This is a genomic window from Bacillus sp. Xin1 (assembly GCF_013314535.1).
Lineage (GTDB): Bacteria > Bacillota > Bacilli > Bacillales > Bacillaceae_G > Bacillus_A.
Genome location: NZ_JABUAE010000057.1, coordinates 1 through 19,691 on the forward strand (window position 1 = coordinate 1; position 19,691 = coordinate 19,691).

The following is a 19,691-nucleotide window of genomic DNA, read 5'->3' on the forward strand; positions in this document are numbered from 1 at the left end:
TCGTCTTACATTCCATACAGACACTACCGAACTCTATAGCGTTGTATCCTCTTTGTTGAACGAGGGGAACTGTTTTTGCCCGAGCAGAAGCAGGAGAATCCCCCACCTCAAGCTCGTTGTAGATGGGGGTAGTTCAATATTAATCATCTTTATTTCGATCTGGAACTACATTCTCATCTCCTGGCATTAGTCTCCATTTCTTTTTTAGAACGATACGGAACCAAACACCAGGCAAGAATGAGGTCATTAATGCTAACATAACGAGTACGGCAAAAAACTCCTGATTGATAATCCCTGTTGAATATGCAATAGAAGCAAGGACAATTCCTGGACCTCCACGGTCATTGATGGCTATCGCAAGATTGAGACTAGTTAAAGGATCCTGCTTGATCATCCTTGATGTTAGATAAACAGATAGAGTTTGTACGAGACAAGCAAATAAAAGAAAACCGAGGAAATAAAATGGATTAAAGTGTTTAATAAGATCTAATTGTAGCCCAACAATCGCGAAATATAGTGGAATAAACCAAGAAAAGCCAACTTTTGAAACAATATATTCAACTTTATCCACTTCATCTGTTGGAATGGACAGTTTAATCATAATTCCAGCGAGAAGAGCTCCAAAAATGCTCTCTACATGTAGGTACCCTGCAAGGGATGCTAACATGAACATGGTGAATAGGAAATATCCAAGATGTGATGCTTTAAAAAGGAAATTCTTTTTAAAAAATGTTAAGCGATTAAATAAGAAGTGTGCAGTTAAAAGTACTCCGCTAATAAAGCTAAGGTTTATTAATGTCGTTTTGAGTCCTAAACTAAATGTAATAATACCTTCTTGGCTTGCTATTGCTGTTGCATATCCTAAAGCTACCCATAGAATAATATCGTGTATACCAGCACATGCGAGCACTATTTTTGCAAATCTAGTGCGCATGATTCCTAAGTCGTTAAATATTTTTGATATAACGGGTATGGATGTAACCGCGATAGATATAGCTATAACGATCTTGATTGCAAGCGGACTGTTTGCGCTTCCCATATAGGAAGTAATATTTAATAGATCAGCAGCAAACCAACCTACAATAAATGCCGGAATGGTTGCCCCTACAACTAATGCGGAAGTAATTTTTAAATCTTCTTTATTAAATTTTGTCTGGAATTTTAACCCTGAACTAAACATGAGCATAAGTAAGCCGATTTGATAAATAATTCCAAATAACTTACCTTCGCCATCGAAACCTAAAAACATCCATTGGAAAGTGTCAGGGAAAAAATAGCCTAACAACGTTGGTCCAAGAACAAGACCTGCCAATATTTCACCGATAACTCGAGGAATCATCAAACGTTCTGCTAAAAAACCCAATAGGTGAGCTAAAGCTAATAGGCAGCCCATGGCAAATAAAAAATGAGCGACATCTACACTCTGTATACTAAACAAAGATATCCTCCTTTCTATGAATATATATATATATTATGTAAATAGGTTGAAGTGTGTAAAGGTATGAGCACAATTTGATAAAATAATACAAAGTCCATTACTTGCTTCTCATCTTACTGTACCATTCAATCAAACCTTGTCTGTAATACTATCGATAGCTAATCTAACTGTGGCTAAAAGAGCGCCCTTTTCTGAGTTAGGAATAGGTATATCGTATTCATGTCATGTTTACATAACGTATCATTTTAAACAGCAAGTAAAAAGGTTTATCTCGTATTAAAAAAGAGATAAACCTTTTCTGTTGTACAAGTTATATACTGATAAAATGCCTCACTTAGCCTTTTTCTGCATTGCCACCTCACCCAGTGATTTCTCGCTATACTCATAAGCCTTCTCCCCATGCATCGAAATATCGAGCCCCATTTCTTCCTCATGCTCATGCGCGCGAACAGGAAGGAAGAAGTTAATAGCTTTAATAATGGCGTACGTCATTACGATTGTAAAAGCGTATGTCGCTCCAATTGCGACGAGTTGCTTCCAAAGGAGTGCGGCATTTCCGTAAAATAATCCGTCAGCGCCGCCGCTATTTACCGAAGTTGTTGCGAATAGCCCAGTTGCAATGCCGCCCCATGTTCCGCCGATTCCATGACACCCGAATGCATCAAGTGCGTCATCGTATCCGAGTTTGTGCTTTAAAAAGAAGACAGCTCCGAAGCAAAGAACGCCTCCGATTGCCCCGATTAACAGAGCGGAGAAAGGGGTGACAAACCCGCAAGCTGGTGTAATCGCAACGAGACCCGATACAGCGCCGCAAGCTGCTCCCATTACAGTTGGTTTTGATTGGAAGAACCACTCTGCTAAGATCCATGTTAAAGCAGAACCTGCTGCTGCGGTATTCGTATTAATGAATGCGGTCATTGCTACGTCGTTTAGTGTAAGGGCGCTGCCGACGTTAAACCCGAACCATCCGAACCATAATAAGCCGGCGCCTAGAAGTGTAAAGGGTAGATGGTGAGGGGAAGAGCCGTTTACGTCTTTTCGTTTACCGAGAAAAATCGCTAGCACAAGCCCGGCAACGCCAGATGTGATATGAACAACGTTGCCACCGGCGAAATCTAATGCTCCAAGTTCGCGAAGCCATCCGCCAACGCCCCATACCCAGTGAGCAACTGGGTTATAAACAATTGTCGTCCATAGAAGAATGAAAATAAGAAAAGCGGAAAATCGCATTCGTTCAGCGAAAGCTCCTGAAATTAATGCTGGAGTTAAGATTGCAAACATAAGTTGAAACATCATAAATAAATTGTGTGGAATAGTAGCGGAGTAGTCTGGGTTTGGTGTGAAAGTTACATTTTGTAAGCCGAACCAATCTAATGTACCGATGATGCCGTTCCAATCTGGTCCAAATGATAAAGAATAGCCGATAAACACCCATTGAATAGAAACAATCGCCATCGCGCTATAGCTATGCATTGTTGTACTTAGTACATTTTTACTACGAACCATCCCGCCGTAAAAAAGGGCCAAACCTGGTGTCATAATCATAACCATTACCGTCGCTAAAAATAAAAACACAGTATCTCCCATATTCATTCTTTTCCCCTCCTATAATGTTATGAAATATTACATTTGATGTTATGTTTCATATCATATTCAATAATTAATAAAAAATCAACACATTTTTCTGAAAATTTTAAATTATATGTAAGAAAATCTGACATATGATTTGTGTCAGTGCGGTTTGTTAGGAAAATTGATATACTATTCTTACAATTAGAAAGGATTTGGGGGATGTTCTGTGAGGAAAATGTGGAGAAGAGGAGTTTTGATTTGTTTTTGCATGATATTTGCTTTTTTGGTGCCTATGCATACATTGGCGGAAGAGAAAAGAGAATGGAAAGATGAAGTGATCTATTCTATTATGGTGGACCGTTTTAATAATGGAGATGCAAAAAATGATAGACAACTTGATGTTGGGAATTTAGAAGGATACCAAGGGGGCGATATACAAGGGATTATAAAGAGAATAGATTATATAAAGGACATGGGGTTTTCCGCTATTATGCTTTCGCCAATTTTTAAAAGTGAAACGTATGATGGGCATGGTACGGTTGATTTTCAAAAGGTGAATGAACATTTTGGATCAGTGCAGGATGTAAAACAGCTCGTGCAGGAAGCGCATAAACGAGATATGAAAATCGTGTTGCAGTTTGTTGGTGGACAAGAAGAAACACTTATTGATTCGATTAAGTGGTGGATAAAAGAAACGAATATAGATGGAAGTTATCTTATACATAGTAAAGAAATATCCCTTCCCTTTTTAAATGAAATAAAACAAAGTGTTCAAGAAGTGAAAAAGGATTTCCTCGTTATGAATGATGGGGAAGAGGGGATACATAATGAATATTATAAACATATAACAGATGTTTTTACGAAATCAGATATGTCTATTAAACCGCTTTATGATGCAAGTTTGGTAGAAAATGAAAAAGCGGCCAGTACTTTTGTGGATAGTCAAGATACAAAGCGGTTTGTTAGAAGTGCGAAAGAGAACGCATATTACCCGCCGTCGCGTTTGAAATTAGCGCTTACGTATTTATATACATCACCAGGGCTTCCGGTAGTTTACTACGGAACAGAAATTGCGCTAGATGGCGGTGGCATACCAGACAATCGCCGGTTAATGGATTTTAAAACGGATGAAAAATTTTTGCAGTATGTAACGAGATTAGGAGAACTCCGTCAACAGTTACCTTCTCTCCGCCGCGGGACATTTGAGTTGCTATATGATAAAGCTGGAATGAGTGTGCTCAAAAGAAAGTATAAAGATGAAGAAACACTGATTGCGATTAACAACACAAAAGAGACGCAGAAAGTTTCGTTTTCTGCCAACGAAGTAGGAAAAGATCAGGAATTAAAGGGATTGTTGAAAGATGAAATCATTAGGGAAGAAGATGGGAATTATTATCTTGTACTAAAGCGAGAAGAAGCAAATGTATATCAGGTGAGAGAAAAAACAGGGTTAAACTGGCTTTTTATCTCTTTATTAGTTAGTGTAAATGTCCTGTTTATTGCGTTTTTAATCGCGGTAAAGAAACGAAAGAAATCATAAGAATCAATATGTGTATATTTTTATACAAATCATGGCTCTGAAACCGTACACGTAATCCATGGGGGCCGCTTTGGTCTATGGTTGGATACTCTCTTTCGCCTAAAAAGAAAGGTTTTTCAATTAATAAATAGTGACTGTTCAGCTATTACGAAAAGAAAAAATCCTCCGAATAGAGGATTTTTCTTTTTTAGCGATAGTTGATGAATTGTACATCGATTGGTAAATCTGCGCTACGAACTGCTGCGATTACTGCTTGTAAGTCATCGCGGCTTTTCGCTGTTACACGTACTTGGTCATCTTGTACTTGTGTTTTTACTTTTAGTTTTAGTTCTTTAATGATGTTATTGATTTTTTTCGCGTTATCTTTATCAATGCCTTGTTGCAATGTTGCACGTTGACGTACTGTATTACCAGTAGCGCTCTCTACTTTTCCGTAGTCTAAATTTTTAATTGGTACTTCGCGTTTAACGAGTTTAGAGATAAGAACGTCTTTTACTTGCTCTAGTTTAAACTCATCATCGGAAGTTAAAATAAGTACTTCTTTTTCTAATTTAATATCACTTTTGCTTCCTTTAAAGTCATATCGATTTTGAATTTCTTTTAATGCGATGTTAATAGCATTTGTTACTTCTGGTAATTCTACTTTTGAAACGATGTCAAAAGAACTATCTTTTGCCATAGTAAGCACCTCCAAATTAAATTCCATCTTACAGGGTATGTACTATCCACATTACAGTATAGCGGAAAATACATGAGTTAGATAGAGTAGTAAAACTTATCTGTTATGACTCATAAGTAGAGGGGAAAGAAATCCCATTTAATTAAAGTCTTACTTTATTATAGTGAATTTTGGCGAGTTGGACAAATAAAGGAAATTTCGTGTTATAATGAAGCTTTCTTTGGAATGATAAACATATAACTTTATATATAGAAGGGAATTAAAAATATATGTATTTACAACCAGGATCGATTGAACAGGTAACTGTTTTACGTGAAACGGAAATTGGGTATATGGTCGGATTTGACGATGAAGAGGGCTATGAAGAAGTATTTCTACATAAAAACGAAGTAGCGGGAGAAATTGAAGAAGGCGATGAGATTGATGTATTTTTATACCTTGATCATAAAGAACGAATTTCTGCCACAATGAAGACGCCGATCATTACAGTACATGACTGGAACTGGGTAAAAGTTGTCGAAGTGAAACCTGATCTAGGTGTATTCGTTGATATCGGTGTTTCTAAGGATATCTTGATCCCAGCTGATGAGTTTCCGATTTATACGCCGGTTTGGCCAGAAGAGGGCGATGAATTATATTGTACATTGAAATTAACAAATCGTGGCCGTTTAATCGCTCTTCCAGCAAGAGATTCAGATATGCAGGAGATTATCGTGGATGCAACGCCATCTATGCGCAATAAAAATGTGAACGGACGCGTGTATCGCTCGCTTCAAGTTGGTTCATTTGTATTAACGGATGAGCATTTCCGTGCCTTCCTGCACCATACAGAAAGAAAAGAGCAAGTTCGTATTGGCGAGCGTGTAACAGGCCGTATTATTGATGTGAAAGATGATGGTACGATTAATATTTCACTTCTTCCGCGTAAAGAAGAGGGAATGGAAGATGATGCTGCGGTGATCTATGAGTATATGGAGACGCGCGGCGGAGCAATGCCATTTTGGGATAAGAGTTACCCAGAAGATATTAAAGAACGTTTTAATATGAGTAAATCAGCATTTAAACGTGCACTTGGTAAGTTAATGAAAGAAGAAAAAGTTTATCAAGAAGAAGGTTGGACTTACTTTAAGAAATAAAAAAATCGGAACAGGCATCAACCTGTTCCGATTTTTTTATTATTGCTGTTGTTGTTCTGAAAGACGAGAAAATGTATCTTTCAAATCGCTATCTTTTACTTTAATATCAGCTTTCTTGAATTCATCTAATAATATTTTTTGACCGGTCGTTTGATCTGCTAATCGTTTTTCTTCCAGATCCTTACGAATAGAATCTTTTACTTCATCATATGGTTTTAATTCTTTTTTATCAGTCAGTTTAATAATGTGGTAGCCGTGTGATGATTTGATTGGTTTGCTAATTTCACCAACATTTAATTTGTAAGCAGCTTCTTCAAATTCAGACACCATTTTACCTGGGCCGAAGTATCCAAGGTCTCCGCCGTTTTCTTTTGAACCTGGATCCTGGGAGTGTTGTTTTGCTAGTTCTTCAAATGAAGCACCTTCATCTAGTTGTTTCTTCATATCATTTGCTGTTTTTTCATCATTTACTAAAATGTGACTCGCTTTAATTTCAGGTTTATAGTTTGCTTTTACATCTTTCTCTGTAATGCTTTCCTTAATTGCTTTGTCCATTGCTAATTTGAATCTAATTTGATTTTTAAAGTCGTCTTCATCTTTTAAACGATTGCTTTCTAATACTGTTTTGAACTGATCACCAAATTGTTCTTTTGCCTTTTTGAACTCTTTATCAACTTCATCGTCCGATACTTTATATTTTTTTGTTATGATATCTTGTGCCATCATTTCATATAACATATCTTTTCCGTACCGTTCTTTTAGTTGTTTGTCAAAATCGCCTTTTGTAATAGTTGAAACTTTGGATGTGGCAATAGCATCCGAGCTATCTTTTGTGCCGCAAGCAGATAGCATTAACGTTCCGAGCGCGGCCATGGCCATCCATAATTGTTTTCCTTTCATTTTAACACCTCATCTAATTCTGTTGTTGTTATTGTAAAATAGTGAAGTGAACATGAAGTGAAATTGAGATGTTTTTTGTGAAATGAAAAAGTACATCAACAAGATTGTTGATGTACGTTATAAATCCATTTTGATTTTCCAACATATAATCCGCTGTTATGAAGAACAAAAGGTGATCGCTACTTGCTTTCTCTTTTTGTTTTAATATGGCATGAGGCAGAAAAGGGATCTGACCGCTTCTATGCATAGCTGGCCGCTCTCTCCTGCCTAAAAAGAGGGTATGTTAAGAAGTAATCTTTTTGCTACTTCCCAACACACCTTCTTATTTACATACAGTTATAACCAGCAAAGTCTATTTGCGGCTGTGAAACCAAAAGCAGACTTGCACTCATAATCTCTTTTTGTTTTAGCGTGGCATGGGGCAAAAATAGGCCCTGACCGCGTCTATGCAAGATCGGATGCTCTCTCCCACCTAAAAAGGAAGGTTTTCTGTCGGTTTCTTAATAATTAAAGATGATCTGTTTTTTTAGAATAGGTACGTTCTCCTTGCTGAATATTTTTTTGTTCTTGTTCATTTTTAAGTGCACGCTTTGCGTTATTATCGCGTGCTTTTTTGTCATTATCGCTCGTATGTGGCATACATATCAACTCCATTTCTAAACGGTTGTACGTTTATCATTTCCGTTTTCGTAAAGACTATGTATACGGATAGTGGTGAACTCATGATTTATAAAGGTGGATGAAATATGGATTTGAAATTAAATTATGCTGAATTAATAAAGAAGCTCATTGTTGTTATCATTGCAGGTTTGTTAAATGCAATTGGAATGAACTTATTTTTAACACCAGCAAAAGTATATGCGAGCGGTTTTGCGGGATTATCTCAATTGCTTTCACAAGTATTAAATGATTTTGCGTCGATTCATATATCAACAGGGGTACTTTTTGCCCTATTTAATATTCCGGTTGTTATTTTAGCGTGGAAAAAGGTAGGAAAAGCGTTTACGTTATTTAGTTTTTTATGCGTCGTATTCATGACACTATTTTTAGAAATTGTGCCAGTGAAGGCAGTTTCAAATGATATTATATTAAACGCCATTTTTGGAGGGATTATTTCAGCAATAGGAGTCGGAATTGCTTTGAAATGGGGCGCATCCACAGGTGGTTTAGATATCATTGCAATGATTTTATCAAAAGTGAAAGATAAGCCAGTGGGAACGTATTTCTTTTTCTTCAATGCAATTATCATTGTTGCAGCTGGTTATATGTATGGCTGGGAAAAAGCGTTATATACGTTAGTGACGTTGTATGTGTCAACACGGATTATCGATGCAATTCATACACGCTATGTGAAAATTACCGCGTTTATCGTTACGAAAAATGGTGTTGATGTAAGAAAGGCGATACAATCTCGTTTAGTAAGGGGGATTACAACTGTACCAGCAACGGGCGCATATACAAATGAAAATAAAGAAATGTTAATGATGGTGATTACGCGTTATGAATTATATGAACTAGAGAGAATTATTAAACAGGTAGACCCTGGTGCTTTTACGAATATAGTTCAAACAGTCGGTGTATTTGGATTGTTTCGGAAAGATTAAAGAGGACCGGGAATCGGTCCTCTTGTTTTAATGTGTGTGTGTAATGTTTTGTAGTTGCTGTTGCATCTCACGCAGTTGTACCTTTTCTGCAGTTGACGAATTGGCGTAAGCGGATTGCAAAGCATTTTTTGCTCGATAAACGAGTTCCTGTTGCTCGGTGCCGCTTGAACAAGAAACGGCATTAGAAACAGCGTCTCGCGCTTGTTGAAATAATAAGTTACCCATTTAAACCCCTCCGAGAGAAGAGTTATTTCGTTCTTTTTCTGCATCAGCTAATGTACCACGGTACGGGAATCTTGCAGCATGCTGCATAACAGCATCGGCACCTTGTTGGACGAAACGTTTTGATTTGTTCTTTTTACCCAATTTGAATTCCCCCTTATTTAGCAGAAAATAACTGACGCATCGCTGCGCTTGATTATAGTATGAGCGTTTTGCGTTAAACTATAAGTAGGGAATTTTTAGATTACAACCCAAGAACCTCTTCTAAATAAAGAGCGATTCCGTCTTCTTCATTTGTTAATGTTGTATGATTTGCGAGTGATTTTAATTCAGGAATCGCATTTCCCATTGCGATTCCGTGGCCTGCATATTCAATCATTTCAAAGTCATTATCTTCGTCACCAAAGGCGATGATTCGCTCTTTCGGAATGTTGTAATGACTTGAAATTCTTTGTAATCCGACAGCTTTATTTAATCCGCTTTTTACAATTTCAATAATAGGCCAAGGAGCACCCCATTTTCTATGGTCAATTACTTCAGCATGCATATCTGTTAAATGCTTGCGAATGGCAGCGGAATGTTCATCATGTGCGTCAATTAATAAGCAAGTTGGATGGTCGTTTAAAATATTTAATAAGTCTCCTGTAAAAATCTTCGGAGAGCCGAATTCGAAAATATGCTTTTTATCCTCATCAATTTCGCGAACATATACATCATCCATTACTTCGGCATAAATGTTTTTTACGCCAAAATCAAAGCAAGCGCGAACGATTTCTTGTGCAGTGGAAAGTTCAAGGGGAGAATGATGCGTTCCCCAATTTGCATCAAGAGGGTGATGAACATAAGCGCCGTTAAAGTTAACGATAGGTGTATTCAAACCAAGTTCTTTATAATAAGCGTGACTAGCGCGAAATGGACGTCCTGTTGAAATAACAACAACATGTCCTTGCTGTTTTGCTTTTTCGATTGTTTTCTTTGTTCGTGTGGAAATGATTTTATTGTCTGTAAGTAAAGTGCCATCTAAATCTAATGCGATTAAATGTTGCTTTTTCATGTTTTCACCTCTTATGAAAAATTTTTTGGTTCTATCTGTATTTCCGTTTTACCATGCAGAAATAAGAGGTTGGAAAGTATATAGTGAAACGACCATAAATGGAAGTTTCGTTATATATTCATCTTACGTCGAGAAACGTGTTAGTGTCCACTATTTCCTGCCGAAAATCAGAAAAGTCAATGACTTTTTCGAAAGTTCAAATAATGTTTCTTTCATTTTGTACAAATTGTGAAAAGGGTTACATTGCCCGTCTAACAAGACGTATAATAAAAACGTAATCTTCTCGTATATGTTTGACTCTCCTTTGAAACTGGCCTGGAATAGGTCGGTTTCTTTTTTTTCAACGAATGATGTTTTTTCTCCTGCTTTATTATGTAAATTTATACATATGAACAGTAATCAAAAATATGACAGGTTTCCTAAACATAACAGAAAGGCTTTTTCAAAAATGGACATACTAACGGTGTAAAGATGTCATGGAAGGAGAATGAAGATGGGACAAAATCATAGGTTTCGTTCTGGACAGAAAGCACCGAATGATGGAATATATGTAGAAATTGGTGAAACAGGGAGCATGGTGAAAGATCCGCAAATGGTAAAATTAACTGCTGGCGAAAGATTTCCTGAAAATACAAATCAAAATCGTCAGTGGACGTATAAAAGAAAACCGTAAAGAGAACCGCAGTGATTTAGCTGCGGTTTTTATGTGCATTTTTAAAAAAAATAATCCTAAAATATTGAATGAAATGGATTGTATAAAAAAGGGAACAGGAGTATAATGAAGCCAAAGGTCAAAGAAAGTCAAAAAATCAAAAAAGGTCAAACATAAAGAAGGTTGAAATGTTTGGAGGTTTGTGGATATGGACTTAAATCAAATGACGACAAAAACACAAGAAGCGATTATGAGTGCACAGTCTTTAGCGGTATCTCATGATCATCAAGAAATTGATACTGTTCATCTATTGCTTGCATTATTAGAGCAACAAGATGGATTAGCAATACGTATTTTTCAAAAAATGAATGTGAATATAGAACAATTAACGAAGGAAGTAGAAAGACTTGTTCAAAAAAAGCCATCTGTTACCGGAAGTGGTGCAGAAGCCGGAAAAGTGTATGTAACAAATGCTTTGCAGCAATTGCTTGTTAAGGCAGAAGCTGAAGCGAAAAAATTGAAAGATGAATATATTTCAGTAGAGCATATACTACTTGCCTTTTGTGAAGAGAACAGTGATATAAAACGTTTATTTACAACGTTCCATATAACAAAGAACGAGCTTTTACAATCGTTAATGGAAGTTAGGGGGAATCAAAGAGTGACTAGTCAAAATCCAGAAGTAACATATGAAGCGTTAGAAAAGTATGGCCGTGATTTAGTGGCAGAAGTAAAACAAGGGAAAATTGATCCGGTAATTGGGCGTGACAGTGAGATTCGTCGCGTCATCCGCATTCTTTCTCGTAAGACGAAAAATAACCCTGTGTTAATTGGTGAACCTGGGGTTGGTAAAACAGCGATTGTTGAAGGGTTAGCACAACGGATCGTGCGAAAAGATGTACCAGAAGGTTTAAAAGATCGAACAATTTTTGCTTTAGACATGAGTGCGCTTGTCGCAGGTGCAAAGTTCCGTGGTGAGTTTGAAGAACGTTTGCAAGCTGTTTTAAATGAGATTAAAAAAAGTGAAGGCCGTATTCTTTTATTCATTGATGAGCTTCATACGATTGTTGGTGCTGGTAAAACAGAAGGAGCGATGGATGCTGGGAATATGTTAAAACCAATGCTTGCACGTGGTGAATTGCATTGTATTGGCGCAACTACTTTAGATGAATATCGCAAATATATTGAGAAAGACCCGGCATTAGAACGTCGTTTCCAACAAGTATTAGCAGAAGAGCCAACAGTAGAAGATACGATTTCTATTTTACGTGGTTTAAAAGAGCGTTTTGAAATTTATCATGGTGTAAATATTCATGACCGCGCGATTGTGGCAGCGTCTGTATTGTCTGATCGATATATATCTGATCGTTTTTTACCAGATAAAGCAATTGACCTTGTCGATGAAGCGTGCGCAACGATTCGAACAGAGATTGATTCCATGCCAACGGAATTAGATGAAGTAACACGCCGCATTATGCAACTTGAAATTGAAGAAGCTGCTTTAGGAAAAGAAACAGACCGTGGTAGTCAAGAGCGACTTAAAACATTGCAACGTGAATTATCTGATTTAAAAGAAGTTGCAAGTGGAATGCGAGCACAGTGGCAAAAAGAAAAAGAAGAAATCCATAAAGTTCGTGATTTACGGGAACACCTTGAACGTTTACGTCGTGAATTAGAAGAAGCAGAAGGAAATTACGATTTAAATAAAGCAGCTGAGCTTCGTCATGGCAAAATTCCAGCAGTGGAAAAAGAGTTAAGAGAAGCGGAAGAAACAGGGGCACATAACGGACAAGAGAACCGTTTACTTCGTGAAGAAGTAAGTGAAGAAGAAATTGCAAATATTGTTTCACGTTGGACTGGTATTCCAGTGGCCAAACTTGTAGAGGGTGAACGTGAAAAACTACTACGTTTAGAGCAAATTTTATCAGAACGCGTGATTGGGCAAGATGAAGCAGTGAATCTTGTATCAGATGCGGTTCTTCGTGCTCGCGCAGGCATTAAAGATCCAAATCGTCCAATTGGTTCGTTCATTTTCTTAGGACCTACAGGTGTTGGTAAAACGGAGCTCGCTAAAACATTAGCGCAATCTTTATTTGATAGTGAAGAACAAATCATCCGCATTGATATGTCTGAGTATATGGAGAAACATGCCGTGTCTCGTTTAATTGGAGCTCCTCCTGGATATGTAGGGTATGAAGAAGGGGGACAATTAACAGAGGCGGTGCGTCGTAAACCGTATTCCGTTATCTTATTGGATGAAATTGAAAAGGCACATCCAGAAGTATTCAACATTTTACTGCAAATGTTAGATGATGGACGTATTACAGATTCACAAGGACGAACAGTAGATTTCAAAAATACAGTTATTATTATGACATCTAATATTGGTTCAGGGTATTTATTAGAAGGTTTACAAGAAGACGGTACAATTAAAGAAGAATCAAGAGAACTTGTGATGGGGCAACTACGAGGACATTTCCGTCCAGAGTTTTTAAACCGTGTGGATGAAATTATTTTATTTAAACCACTTACAACAAATGAAATTAAAGGCATCGTTGATAAAATTGTCAAAGAATTACAAGGTCGTTTAGCGGATCGCCATATATCAGTGGAATTAACAGAATCAGCAAAAGAATTTGTTGTAGAATCTGGATTCGATCCGATGTACGGGGCACGTCCACTAAAAAGATATGTACAGCGTCAAATTGAGACGAAATTAGCGAGAGAATTAATCGCAGGGACAATCACTGATAATAGTCATGTCGTTGTTGATGTACAAAATAATGAACTAGTTGTTCATGTGAAATAAAAAAGAGTCCGGAATGAAACCCGGACTCTTTTTTAGTGTTGTTCTACTGGTTCGTTTGGAATTGCTGCTGCAATTGCCATTACAAGTACAGCAAGAACAACTGAGAAAATAGACGCTTGTTGGAAATCGTATACACCGCCAGTCATAGAGCTAATTACGTAGCTCATCATATGTACAAGCATAAACGACCAAATAAAGGCCCAAATTACACGCATCTTTTCACACCCCTATTCGTACAATCTGTCTATATTGTAACACAATTGAAAAAAGAATATAGAAAAATATTTGTGGATTTTTCAACGCAAATTTGGATTCTGCTCATACATTATAAAAGGAGTAGTTTTAATGTTTAGAAAATAAGGCGGGAGAATAATGAGTGTTACGGAACGTTTTTTTTACTTAGAACAAGAACCATGTGTAATTTATTTGCCAGAGAAGCCGAATGGATTCGGTGTCATGCTTCTTGGTGATTACAATTATTTTATTGAGAATGGTACAAGTTTATGGATGCAGCATGCAGGGCGAGCTCATTTTTTAAATGGGATGATAGAAAATGGATATACAGTTTTTTCATCTAATCTATACGGGCGACATTGGGGAAATGATCAAGCAGTTCGTTTAGCAAAGCGCTTGTATCATGTTGTGATGAAAAAAGAAACATTAAACGAACGAATCCATATCGTTGCAGATGGCATGGGGGCGCTCGTGGCTCTTGAAATGATGAATCGGTACCCAGAATGTATCAGGTCTGTAGTGATGCTGAATCCATGCCTAGATTTACCTGCACATGTAGAACTTGAAAAAGAGCATAAGTTTTTCTATAAAAGGCTAGTGAAAGAGCTATTGCTTGCGTATGATGTGAAGGAAGCGCAGTTAGAAGCGGAAATTGCCAAGAAATCCTTTTCTTATTTACATTCTTGTGTGCCTGTAAAAATATTTGTGTCTACACAAGAACAAAAAGCGCGTAAGCAGTTGTTACGTGAATATGAAAAAAAACGAATCAATGAAAGTTGTGAGACGTCACTATCGTTTCATTTACAACATGTAAAATATAAAGTGGTTCAGCATACATGTTGTTTCTTTAAAAAATATGAAGAAGATTTATGAAGCTCCAATATACATAGATGAGGAGCTATTTGTTTAGAGGAAGAAAGGGTTGGTGACATGAAGCGTGTACTTATTATAGGGGCACTTTCATTTGTAGGCTATCACCTTGTAAATAAAATGATTGAAGAAGAAGTGGAAGTATATGGTCTTGATTTTGATGATCTAGAAAGTATGTCAAAAATAAGTGAAGAAAAGTTATTTTTAATTGGTAGGAATAGTTTGTTTGCGTATTCGTCTATAAGAGACGAGAACGGGTGGAAACCAGTAGAAACGGAGCAGTTTGATGTAGCTTACTTTTGTTTATGTGAACCGAATAGGCAAACTGGATTTCGGAACGAACGAATCATTTTACAATATTTAAAGCGAGTTATTCATATGTGTGAAAAAAAACAAGTAAAGCTAAATGTACTTTCTTCTATTGAAGTAGCGAATGTAGAAGATCAATCTGAAAATAAACGATTATTTATGAAAATAGAGGAAGAGGTTGAGAAAGCACAGATTTGCTATAGTATACTTCGTGTTCCAACTTTATATGGGCCATGGCAACCTTCCTTTATGACGTACCACAGGCTCATCCTTTCTGAAATTATGGAAAAGGAATATCAGCTTGTTCAAAATGAAAATAGAGCGGATCTCCTTTACGTAGAAGATGTGTGTGAATATTTATGGGAAAAAGGTAAAAGTATAGAAAATTTAGGTGTATATAATATGATTAGTGGTAAAAAAAATCTATGGGAAAAAGGAATTACCCTTTTGAATGCTGAGAATAAAGTGGGAGAAATTGTTAAAGAAGTAAAAAAAGAAGAGATAAAGAGTATTTGTATTATGAAAAACACACCGTTAGAATTTGGTTTAAATAAGCAACTTACACATTTAAAACGATATAAAGAGTTATACGAAGGCCAAAACACATGTTAAACTATGTAAATACAAATTGAAAAAACGATATAAAACCTTTCTCTTTTAAGTGGAAGAGAGAATCCGCCCATGCATAGAAGCGGTCACCTTTTGTTTTTGTAGCACCGACTTATATGTTGAAAAATCCAAAGGAATTGATATAGTGTAGAAGTAAGGAGAACAGTTCTCCTTTGATAGAAAGGATGAAGAACGATGAACGAAAAAAATATGCAGTTTTTACAAATCGCTATGAAACATTTGCCGGAAGCAAAAGCTATTTTAGATGATAACGGGATTGCGCTTGATATGGAAAAAGCGCAGCCAGTACTAGAGTTATTAATGAAAGTAATGAATGAAGCATATGAGCTTGGAAAAGCGGGAAAATAAGGTCGACAATATGTCGGTCTTATTTTTTTTACAGAATTTGTGAGTGGGATTGGTCAATTAGAAATATATTCTAGACAAATAAACATTTATGTTTTAGAATTAGTACCAAGTCATAATAATTGATATAAAACGGAGGGCTGCGATGTGAACGTAGGCATTTTAGGGATCGGTAGATATGTGCCAGAAAAAGTAGTCACTAATCACGATTTAGAGAAAATTATGGATACATCCGATGAATGGATTCGTACAAGAACGGGAATTGCAGAGAGACGCATTGCCGATGATACAATAAATACTTCATATATGGCGGTAGAAGCTGCCAAGAAAGCACTTGAAGATGCAGGGATTAGCGGAGAACAAATTGATCTTATTTTAGTAGCGACGGTAACGCCAGATCGACCTTTCCCAGCGGTTGCTTGCGTGATTCAAGAACAAATTGGTGCAAAACATGCAGCGGCGATGGATTTAAGTGCGGCATGTGCAGGGTTTATGTACGGAATGATTACAGCGCAGCAATTTATTCAAACTGGAACTTATAAAAACATATTAGTAGTTGGTTGTGATAAATTATCTAAAATTGTAGACTGGAATGACCGCAATACAGCAGTATTATTTGGAGACGGAGCGGGTGCTGTTGTAATGGGAGCTGTTTCAGAAGGGAAAGGTATTCTTTCATTTGAATTAGGAGCGGATGGAAGTGGTGGCAAGCACCTTTATCAAGATGAATATGTTATGATGAATGGCAGAGAAGTCTTTAAATTTGCTGTTCGCCAACTGGGTGAATCCTGTCTTCGAGTTGTTGAAAAAGCCGGTTTTACGAAAGAAGATGTGGACTTTTTAGTGCCTCATCAGGCGAATATTCGTATTATGGAATCGGCAAGGGAACGATTAAATTTGCCGCCAGAAAAAATGAGTACAACAATTGAAAAGTTTGGGAATACGTCAGCTTCTTCAATTCCACTTGCTATCGTAGAGGAATTACAAAATGGGCGTATTCAAGATGGCGATTTAATTGTCTTAGTTGGTTTTGGTGGCGGATTAACTTGGGGAGCAGTTGCTCTTCGTTGGGGTAAATAAGGACTGAGAGAAAAAAGGAGTGTATTTTGTATGGGAAAGAAGCGTGTCGTAATTACAGGATTAGGAGCTGTTACACCCATTGGAACGGATGTTGAAACGGCTTGGAATAACATTAAAAATGGTGTATCTGGAATCGGACGTATTACACGCATAGATCCAGAATTATTTCCTGCAAAAGTAGCAGCAGAAATTAACGACTTTGAAGTCGAGAAATATATGGATAAAAAAGAAGCGCGCCGTATGGACCGCTTTACGCAATATGCGGTAGCTGCAGCAAAAATGGCAGTTGAAGATGCAAAATTAGAAATTACAGAAGAAAATGGTCCGCGCATTGGTGTATGGGTAGGGTCTGGTATTGGTGGTATGGAAACATACGAAGAACAATTTAAAATCTTTACAGAAAAAGGACCACGCCGCGTTAGTCCATTTTTCGTACCAATGATGATTCCTGATATGGCTGCTGGCCAAGTATCGATTGCTACAGGTGCAAAAGGAATTAATACGTGCTCTGTAACAGCTTGTGCATCAGGTGCAAACTCAATCGGCGATGCCTTTAAAGTGATTCAGCGCGGTGATGCAGACGCGATGATTACAGGCGGAGCAGAAGCGCCGTTAACAAGTATGGCGTTTGCAGGATTCAGTTCAGCAAAGGCATTAACGTTTAATGACGACCCAGCAACTGCTTGTCGTCCATTTGATAAAAATCGTAGTGGGTTTGTAATGGGAGAGGGCGCAGGTATTCTTATCCTTGAAGAACTAGAACATGCATTAGCACGTGGTGCGCGTATTTATGCTGAACTTGTTGGATATGGTGCAACAGGTGATGCGTTCCATATTACAATGCCTGCTCCTGGCGGTGAGGGCGGCGTTCGTGCGATGCGCCAAGCATTAGCAGATGCAGGACTTCAGCCTGACGATATCGATTATATTAATGCGCATGGTACAAGTACAGATGCGAATGAGAAATATGAAACGATGGCAATTAAAGAAACATTTGGTGAACATGCATATAAAGTAGCGATTAGCTCTACAAAATCAATGACTGGACACTTATTAGGCGCAGCTGGTGCTGTTGAGGCGATTTTCTCAGTAAAATCGATTACAGATGGAGTAATTCCGCCAACAATTAACTATGAAACACCAGATCCAGAGTGTGATTTAGATTACGTACCAAATAAAGCGAGACATCAAGAAGTAAATACTGTTTTAAGTAACTCATTAGGGTTCGGTGGTCATAACGCAGTGTTAGTATTTAAAAAATATCAATAGTATATTGTAGTGAGAGAGGGGATTAATACCCTCTCTTTTTTAGTTGGAAGAGAGCGTCCATCCATGCGTAGAAGCGGTCAGTGCCTTTTTGATCCCCATGCCATGTGAAAACAAAAGTAGAAAATGAGAGTAGGTCAGTTTTTGTGTTCATAGCCGTAACGCAGTAGTAGTATTTAAAGCGTAAGTAGTAAGAGGGTATTTTGGGAGGTAGCAAAGAGGCTGTTTCTTAAAATACTCTTTCTTTTTGGGTGAAGAGAGCGTCCGATCTTGGATAGAAGCGGTCAGTACTTTTTTCACTCTATGCCATGTGGGAAAGATGTAGTTGCGAAGCCAGGAACAAAGTAAAGCCAATCAAAAGTTTTACTTTATCACTTCGCGTTCGCTCCTTTTCTTGCATATATATAGAAGAAAAGGGAGGGGTGAAGATGGGGGTTATTCAAACGGCAGATTGGTTGCACCTTTATTATGGACGTCCCGAAAAGCTTTGTGAGAAGTTTATGAAATACATTCCGTTGCCAAAGGAAAGGTTATATCAATTTTTAATTTCTAAAGGAATGTACCGTCCGGTGATGGAAGGACAAAAAGAAATCGAGCAGCTAGAAGAAAAACAGATTTGGAAAGAGCTTGCTAAGGAGTATGCAGAACTAAAGAACTGGTTGCAAGGTCCAGATGTCCCTGTCTTTATTTTATTATCTGATTCATATAACCGGACTGTGCAAGTGGAATATAACGGAAAAGCTGGTTTAACCATGCGGCATGTTATTTTTTTGTTTGTAAGTGGCCGAAATTCAGTGAAGGAGCTAAAAGCCTTACTTACGCATGAATATCATCATATATGTCGGTTACATCAAATTGGAAAGAAAGAAAGAGACTATACATTGCTTGATACAATCATTATGGAGGGGCTGGCAGAGCAAGCTGTGTATGAAAGACATACAGAAATGGATTATGCACCGTGGACGTCATACTTTTCAAAAGAGGAAGCGGTTCATTATTGGAAGAAGATTGTAAAAGAAAGAATAGATATAAAGAGAGGCACAAGGGAGCACGATTGTTTACTAAATGGAATGCAAATATATCCGAAGATGCTTGGGTATGGCGTCGGATTTCATATTGTCAAAGATTGTGTGGAAAGGGAGAAAGATAATACGCTTTCTTTATTGTCCTTAGATGCCATGCGTATATTAAATAAAGCGAATGCTTTTACTTCTTAATAGGTGATCAATCAAAAACTTGGCGCTGCCAAGTTTTTTTGAGGTTGTATAGAAAGTTTTTGTATCGTTTTTTGTCGTTTAGTCGATATCCTTTGTCGAATCGCTGATATATTTGAATTTGCGCCGATATATTG

Annotated in this window: 20 protein-coding genes; 11 read left to right on the forward strand and 9 right to left on the reverse strand. The window is 37.4% G+C overall.

What is annotated here, in order from left to right:
* Positions 1 to 139: 139 nt before the first annotated feature.
* Together HRG09_RS25355 and HRG09_RS25360 are read right to left on the reverse strand one after the other, a co-directional pair.
* Positions 140 to 1,438 carry a cation:proton antiporter gene (locus tag HRG09_RS25355; RefSeq protein WP_174103599.1) on the reverse strand — a complete coding sequence of 433 codons (1,299 nt, stop codon included), beginning with the start codon at positions 1,436 to 1,438 and terminating at the stop codon, positions 140 to 142.
* 330 nt (positions 1,439 to 1,768) lie between these two features.
* Positions 1,769 to 3,031, reverse strand: coding sequence for an ammonium transporter (locus HRG09_RS25360; RefSeq protein WP_174103600.1), 1,263 nt, complete (start codon positions 3,029 to 3,031; stop codon positions 1,769 to 1,771).
* A 247-nt stretch (positions 3,032 to 3,278) separates the two neighbouring features.
* On the opposite strand from HRG09_RS25360, the gene HRG09_RS25365 reads away from it, so the two are divergent.
* Positions 3,279 to 4,550: an alpha-amylase family glycosyl hydrolase gene (locus HRG09_RS25365; protein ID WP_174103615.1), complete on the forward strand. Its 1,272-nt coding sequence runs from the start codon at positions 3,279 to 3,281 to the stop codon at positions 4,548 to 4,550.
* Between the two features lie 187 nt (positions 4,551 to 4,737).
* On the opposite strand, the gene HRG09_RS25370 is transcribed toward HRG09_RS25365, so the two are convergent.
* Complete coding sequence (locus HRG09_RS25370) at positions 4,738 to 5,229, reverse strand: YajQ family cyclic di-GMP-binding protein (RefSeq protein WP_001040142.1); 492 nt, start codon at positions 5,227 to 5,229, stop codon at positions 4,738 to 4,740.
* Between the two features lie 269 nt (positions 5,230 to 5,498).
* On the opposite strand from HRG09_RS25370, the gene HRG09_RS25375 reads away from it, so the two are divergent.
* Entirely contained in the window at positions 5,499 to 6,365 is an 867-nt protein-coding gene (locus HRG09_RS25375) for a CvfB family protein (protein ID WP_174103601.1), read from the forward strand.
* A 39-nt stretch (positions 6,366 to 6,404) separates the two neighbouring features.
* Here the strand turns inward: HRG09_RS25375 and prsA are convergent, their stop codons facing one another.
* Positions 6,405 to 7,265, reverse strand: a complete 861-nt coding sequence (gene prsA / locus HRG09_RS25380) for a peptidylprolyl isomerase PrsA (RefSeq protein ID WP_174103602.1) — start codon at positions 7,263 to 7,265, stop codon at positions 6,405 to 6,407.
* A gap of 507 nt (positions 7,266 to 7,772) precedes the next feature.
* Entirely contained in the window at positions 7,773 to 7,904 is a 132-nt protein-coding gene (locus tag HRG09_RS25385; RefSeq protein WP_174103603.1) for a DUF3941 domain-containing protein, read from the reverse strand.
* 107 nt (positions 7,905 to 8,011) lie between these two features.
* Between HRG09_RS25385 and HRG09_RS25390 the strand changes: the two genes are divergently transcribed.
* Entirely contained in the window at positions 8,012 to 8,869 is an 858-nt protein-coding gene (locus tag HRG09_RS25390) for a YitT family protein (RefSeq protein WP_174103604.1), read from the forward strand.
* Between the two features lie 27 nt (positions 8,870 to 8,896).
* Here the strand turns inward: HRG09_RS25390 and HRG09_RS25395 are convergent, their stop codons facing one another.
* The 3 genes from HRG09_RS25395 to HRG09_RS25405 form a co-directional block, all read right to left on the reverse strand.
* Positions 8,897 to 9,094, reverse strand: coding sequence for a DUF3813 domain-containing protein (locus tag HRG09_RS25395; protein WP_174103605.1), 198 nt, complete (start codon positions 9,092 to 9,094; stop codon positions 8,897 to 8,899).
* The gene (locus HRG09_RS25400) at positions 9,095 to 9,235 is read right to left on the reverse strand and encodes a competence protein (protein ID WP_174103606.1); all 141 of its coding nucleotides are present in this window, start codon (positions 9,233 to 9,235) and stop codon (positions 9,095 to 9,097) included.
* 100 nt (positions 9,236 to 9,335) lie between these two features.
* Positions 9,336 to 10,145, reverse strand: a complete 810-nt coding sequence (locus HRG09_RS25405; protein ID WP_174103607.1) for a Cof-type HAD-IIB family hydrolase — start codon at positions 10,143 to 10,145, stop codon at positions 9,336 to 9,338.
* Between the two features lie 493 nt (positions 10,146 to 10,638).
* Between HRG09_RS25405 and HRG09_RS25410 the strand changes: the two genes are divergently transcribed.
* Entirely contained in the window at positions 10,639 to 10,818 is a 180-nt protein-coding gene (locus tag HRG09_RS25410; protein WP_174103608.1) for a YjzC family protein, read from the forward strand.
* Between the two features lie 187 nt (positions 10,819 to 11,005).
* A complete protein-coding gene (gene clpB / locus HRG09_RS25415) occupies positions 11,006 to 13,606 on the forward strand; it encodes an ATP-dependent chaperone ClpB (protein ID WP_174103609.1) in 2,601 nt (866 codons plus the stop codon).
* 32 nt (positions 13,607 to 13,638) lie between these two features.
* Here the strand turns inward: clpB and HRG09_RS25420 are convergent, their stop codons facing one another.
* Positions 13,639 to 13,821, reverse strand: a complete 183-nt coding sequence (locus tag HRG09_RS25420; protein WP_001263983.1) for a YjzD family protein — start codon at positions 13,819 to 13,821, stop codon at positions 13,639 to 13,641.
* A gap of 157 nt (positions 13,822 to 13,978) precedes the next feature.
* Between HRG09_RS25420 and HRG09_RS25425 the strand changes: the two genes are divergently transcribed.
* From HRG09_RS25425 to HRG09_RS25450, 6 genes are all read left to right on the forward strand, one after another.
* Positions 13,979 to 14,713, forward strand: a complete 735-nt coding sequence (locus tag HRG09_RS25425) for a lipase family protein (protein WP_174103610.1) — start codon at positions 13,979 to 13,981, stop codon at positions 14,711 to 14,713.
* 57 nt (positions 14,714 to 14,770) lie between these two features.
* Entirely contained in the window at positions 14,771 to 15,631 is an 861-nt protein-coding gene (locus HRG09_RS25430; RefSeq protein ID WP_174103611.1) for an NAD-dependent epimerase/dehydratase family protein, read from the forward strand.
* A gap of 192 nt (positions 15,632 to 15,823) precedes the next feature.
* Positions 15,824 to 15,997, forward strand: coding sequence for a ComZ family protein (locus HRG09_RS25435; RefSeq protein WP_003195910.1), 174 nt, complete (start codon positions 15,824 to 15,826; stop codon positions 15,995 to 15,997).
* Positions 15,998 to 16,141: 144 nt separating this feature from the next.
* The gene (gene fabH / locus HRG09_RS25440; protein WP_174103612.1) at positions 16,142 to 17,074 is read left to right on the forward strand and encodes a beta-ketoacyl-ACP synthase III; all 933 of its coding nucleotides are present in this window, start codon (positions 16,142 to 16,144) and stop codon (positions 17,072 to 17,074) included.
* 30 nt (positions 17,075 to 17,104) lie between these two features.
* Positions 17,105 to 18,343 (forward strand): beta-ketoacyl-ACP synthase II, encoded by a 1,239-nt coding sequence (fabF, locus tag HRG09_RS25445; RefSeq protein WP_174103613.1) that lies wholly within the window; start codon positions 17,105 to 17,107, stop codon positions 18,341 to 18,343.
* Positions 18,344 to 18,768: 425 nt separating this feature from the next.
* Positions 18,769 to 19,557 (forward strand): DUF2268 domain-containing putative Zn-dependent protease, encoded by a 789-nt coding sequence (locus HRG09_RS25450; protein ID WP_174103614.1) that lies wholly within the window; start codon positions 18,769 to 18,771, stop codon positions 19,555 to 19,557.
* The last annotated feature ends 134 nt before the right edge of the window (positions 19,558 to 19,691 follow it).

Bases quoted from the DNA above. Each gene is read 5' to 3' on its own strand.
- HRG09_RS25435 (WP_003195910.1), top strand. From the start codon at position 15,824: ATGAACGAAAAAAATATGCAGTTTTTACAAATCGCTATGAAACATTTG.
- HRG09_RS25450 (WP_174103614.1), top strand. From the start codon at position 18,769: ATGGGGGTTATTCAAACGGCAGATTGGTTGCACCTTTATTATGGACGT.
- HRG09_RS25385 (WP_174103603.1), bottom strand. From the start codon at position 7,904: ATGCCACATACGAGCGATAATGACAAAAAAGCACGCGATAATAACGCA.
- HRG09_RS25365 (WP_174103615.1), top strand. From the start codon at position 3,279: ATGATATTTGCTTTTTTGGTGCCTATGCATACATTGGCGGAAGAGAAA.
- HRG09_RS25425 (WP_174103610.1), top strand. From the start codon at position 13,979: ATGAGTGTTACGGAACGTTTTTTTTACTTAGAACAAGAACCATGTGTA.
- clpB (WP_174103609.1), top strand. From the start codon at position 11,006: ATGGACTTAAATCAAATGACGACAAAAACACAAGAAGCGATTATGAGT.
- fabF (WP_174103613.1), top strand. From the start codon at position 17,105: ATGGGAAAGAAGCGTGTCGTAATTACAGGATTAGGAGCTGTTACACCC.
- HRG09_RS25430 (WP_174103611.1), top strand. From the start codon at position 14,771: ATGAAGCGTGTACTTATTATAGGGGCACTTTCATTTGTAGGCTATCAC.
- HRG09_RS25370 (WP_001040142.1), bottom strand. From the start codon at position 5,229: ATGGCAAAAGATAGTTCTTTTGACATCGTTTCAAAAGTAGAATTACCA.
- HRG09_RS25360 (WP_174103600.1), bottom strand. From the start codon at position 3,031: ATGAATATGGGAGATACTGTGTTTTTATTTTTAGCGACGGTAATGGTT.
- HRG09_RS25395 (WP_174103605.1), bottom strand. From the start codon at position 9,094: ATGGGTAACTTATTATTTCAACAAGCGCGAGACGCTGTTTCTAATGCC.
- HRG09_RS25375 (WP_174103601.1), top strand. From the start codon at position 5,499: ATGTATTTACAACCAGGATCGATTGAACAGGTAACTGTTTTACGTGAA.
- HRG09_RS25420 (WP_001263983.1), bottom strand. From the start codon at position 13,821: ATGCGTGTAATTTGGGCCTTTATTTGGTCGTTTATGCTTGTACATATG.
- HRG09_RS25405 (WP_174103607.1), bottom strand. From the start codon at position 10,145: ATGAAAAAGCAACATTTAATCGCATTAGATTTAGATGGCACTTTACTT.
- HRG09_RS25390 (WP_174103604.1), top strand. From the start codon at position 8,012: ATGGATTTGAAATTAAATTATGCTGAATTAATAAAGAAGCTCATTGTT.
- prsA (WP_174103602.1), bottom strand. From the start codon at position 7,265: ATGAAAGGAAAACAATTATGGATGGCCATGGCCGCGCTCGGAACGTTA.
- HRG09_RS25410 (WP_174103608.1), top strand. From the start codon at position 10,639: ATGGGACAAAATCATAGGTTTCGTTCTGGACAGAAAGCACCGAATGAT.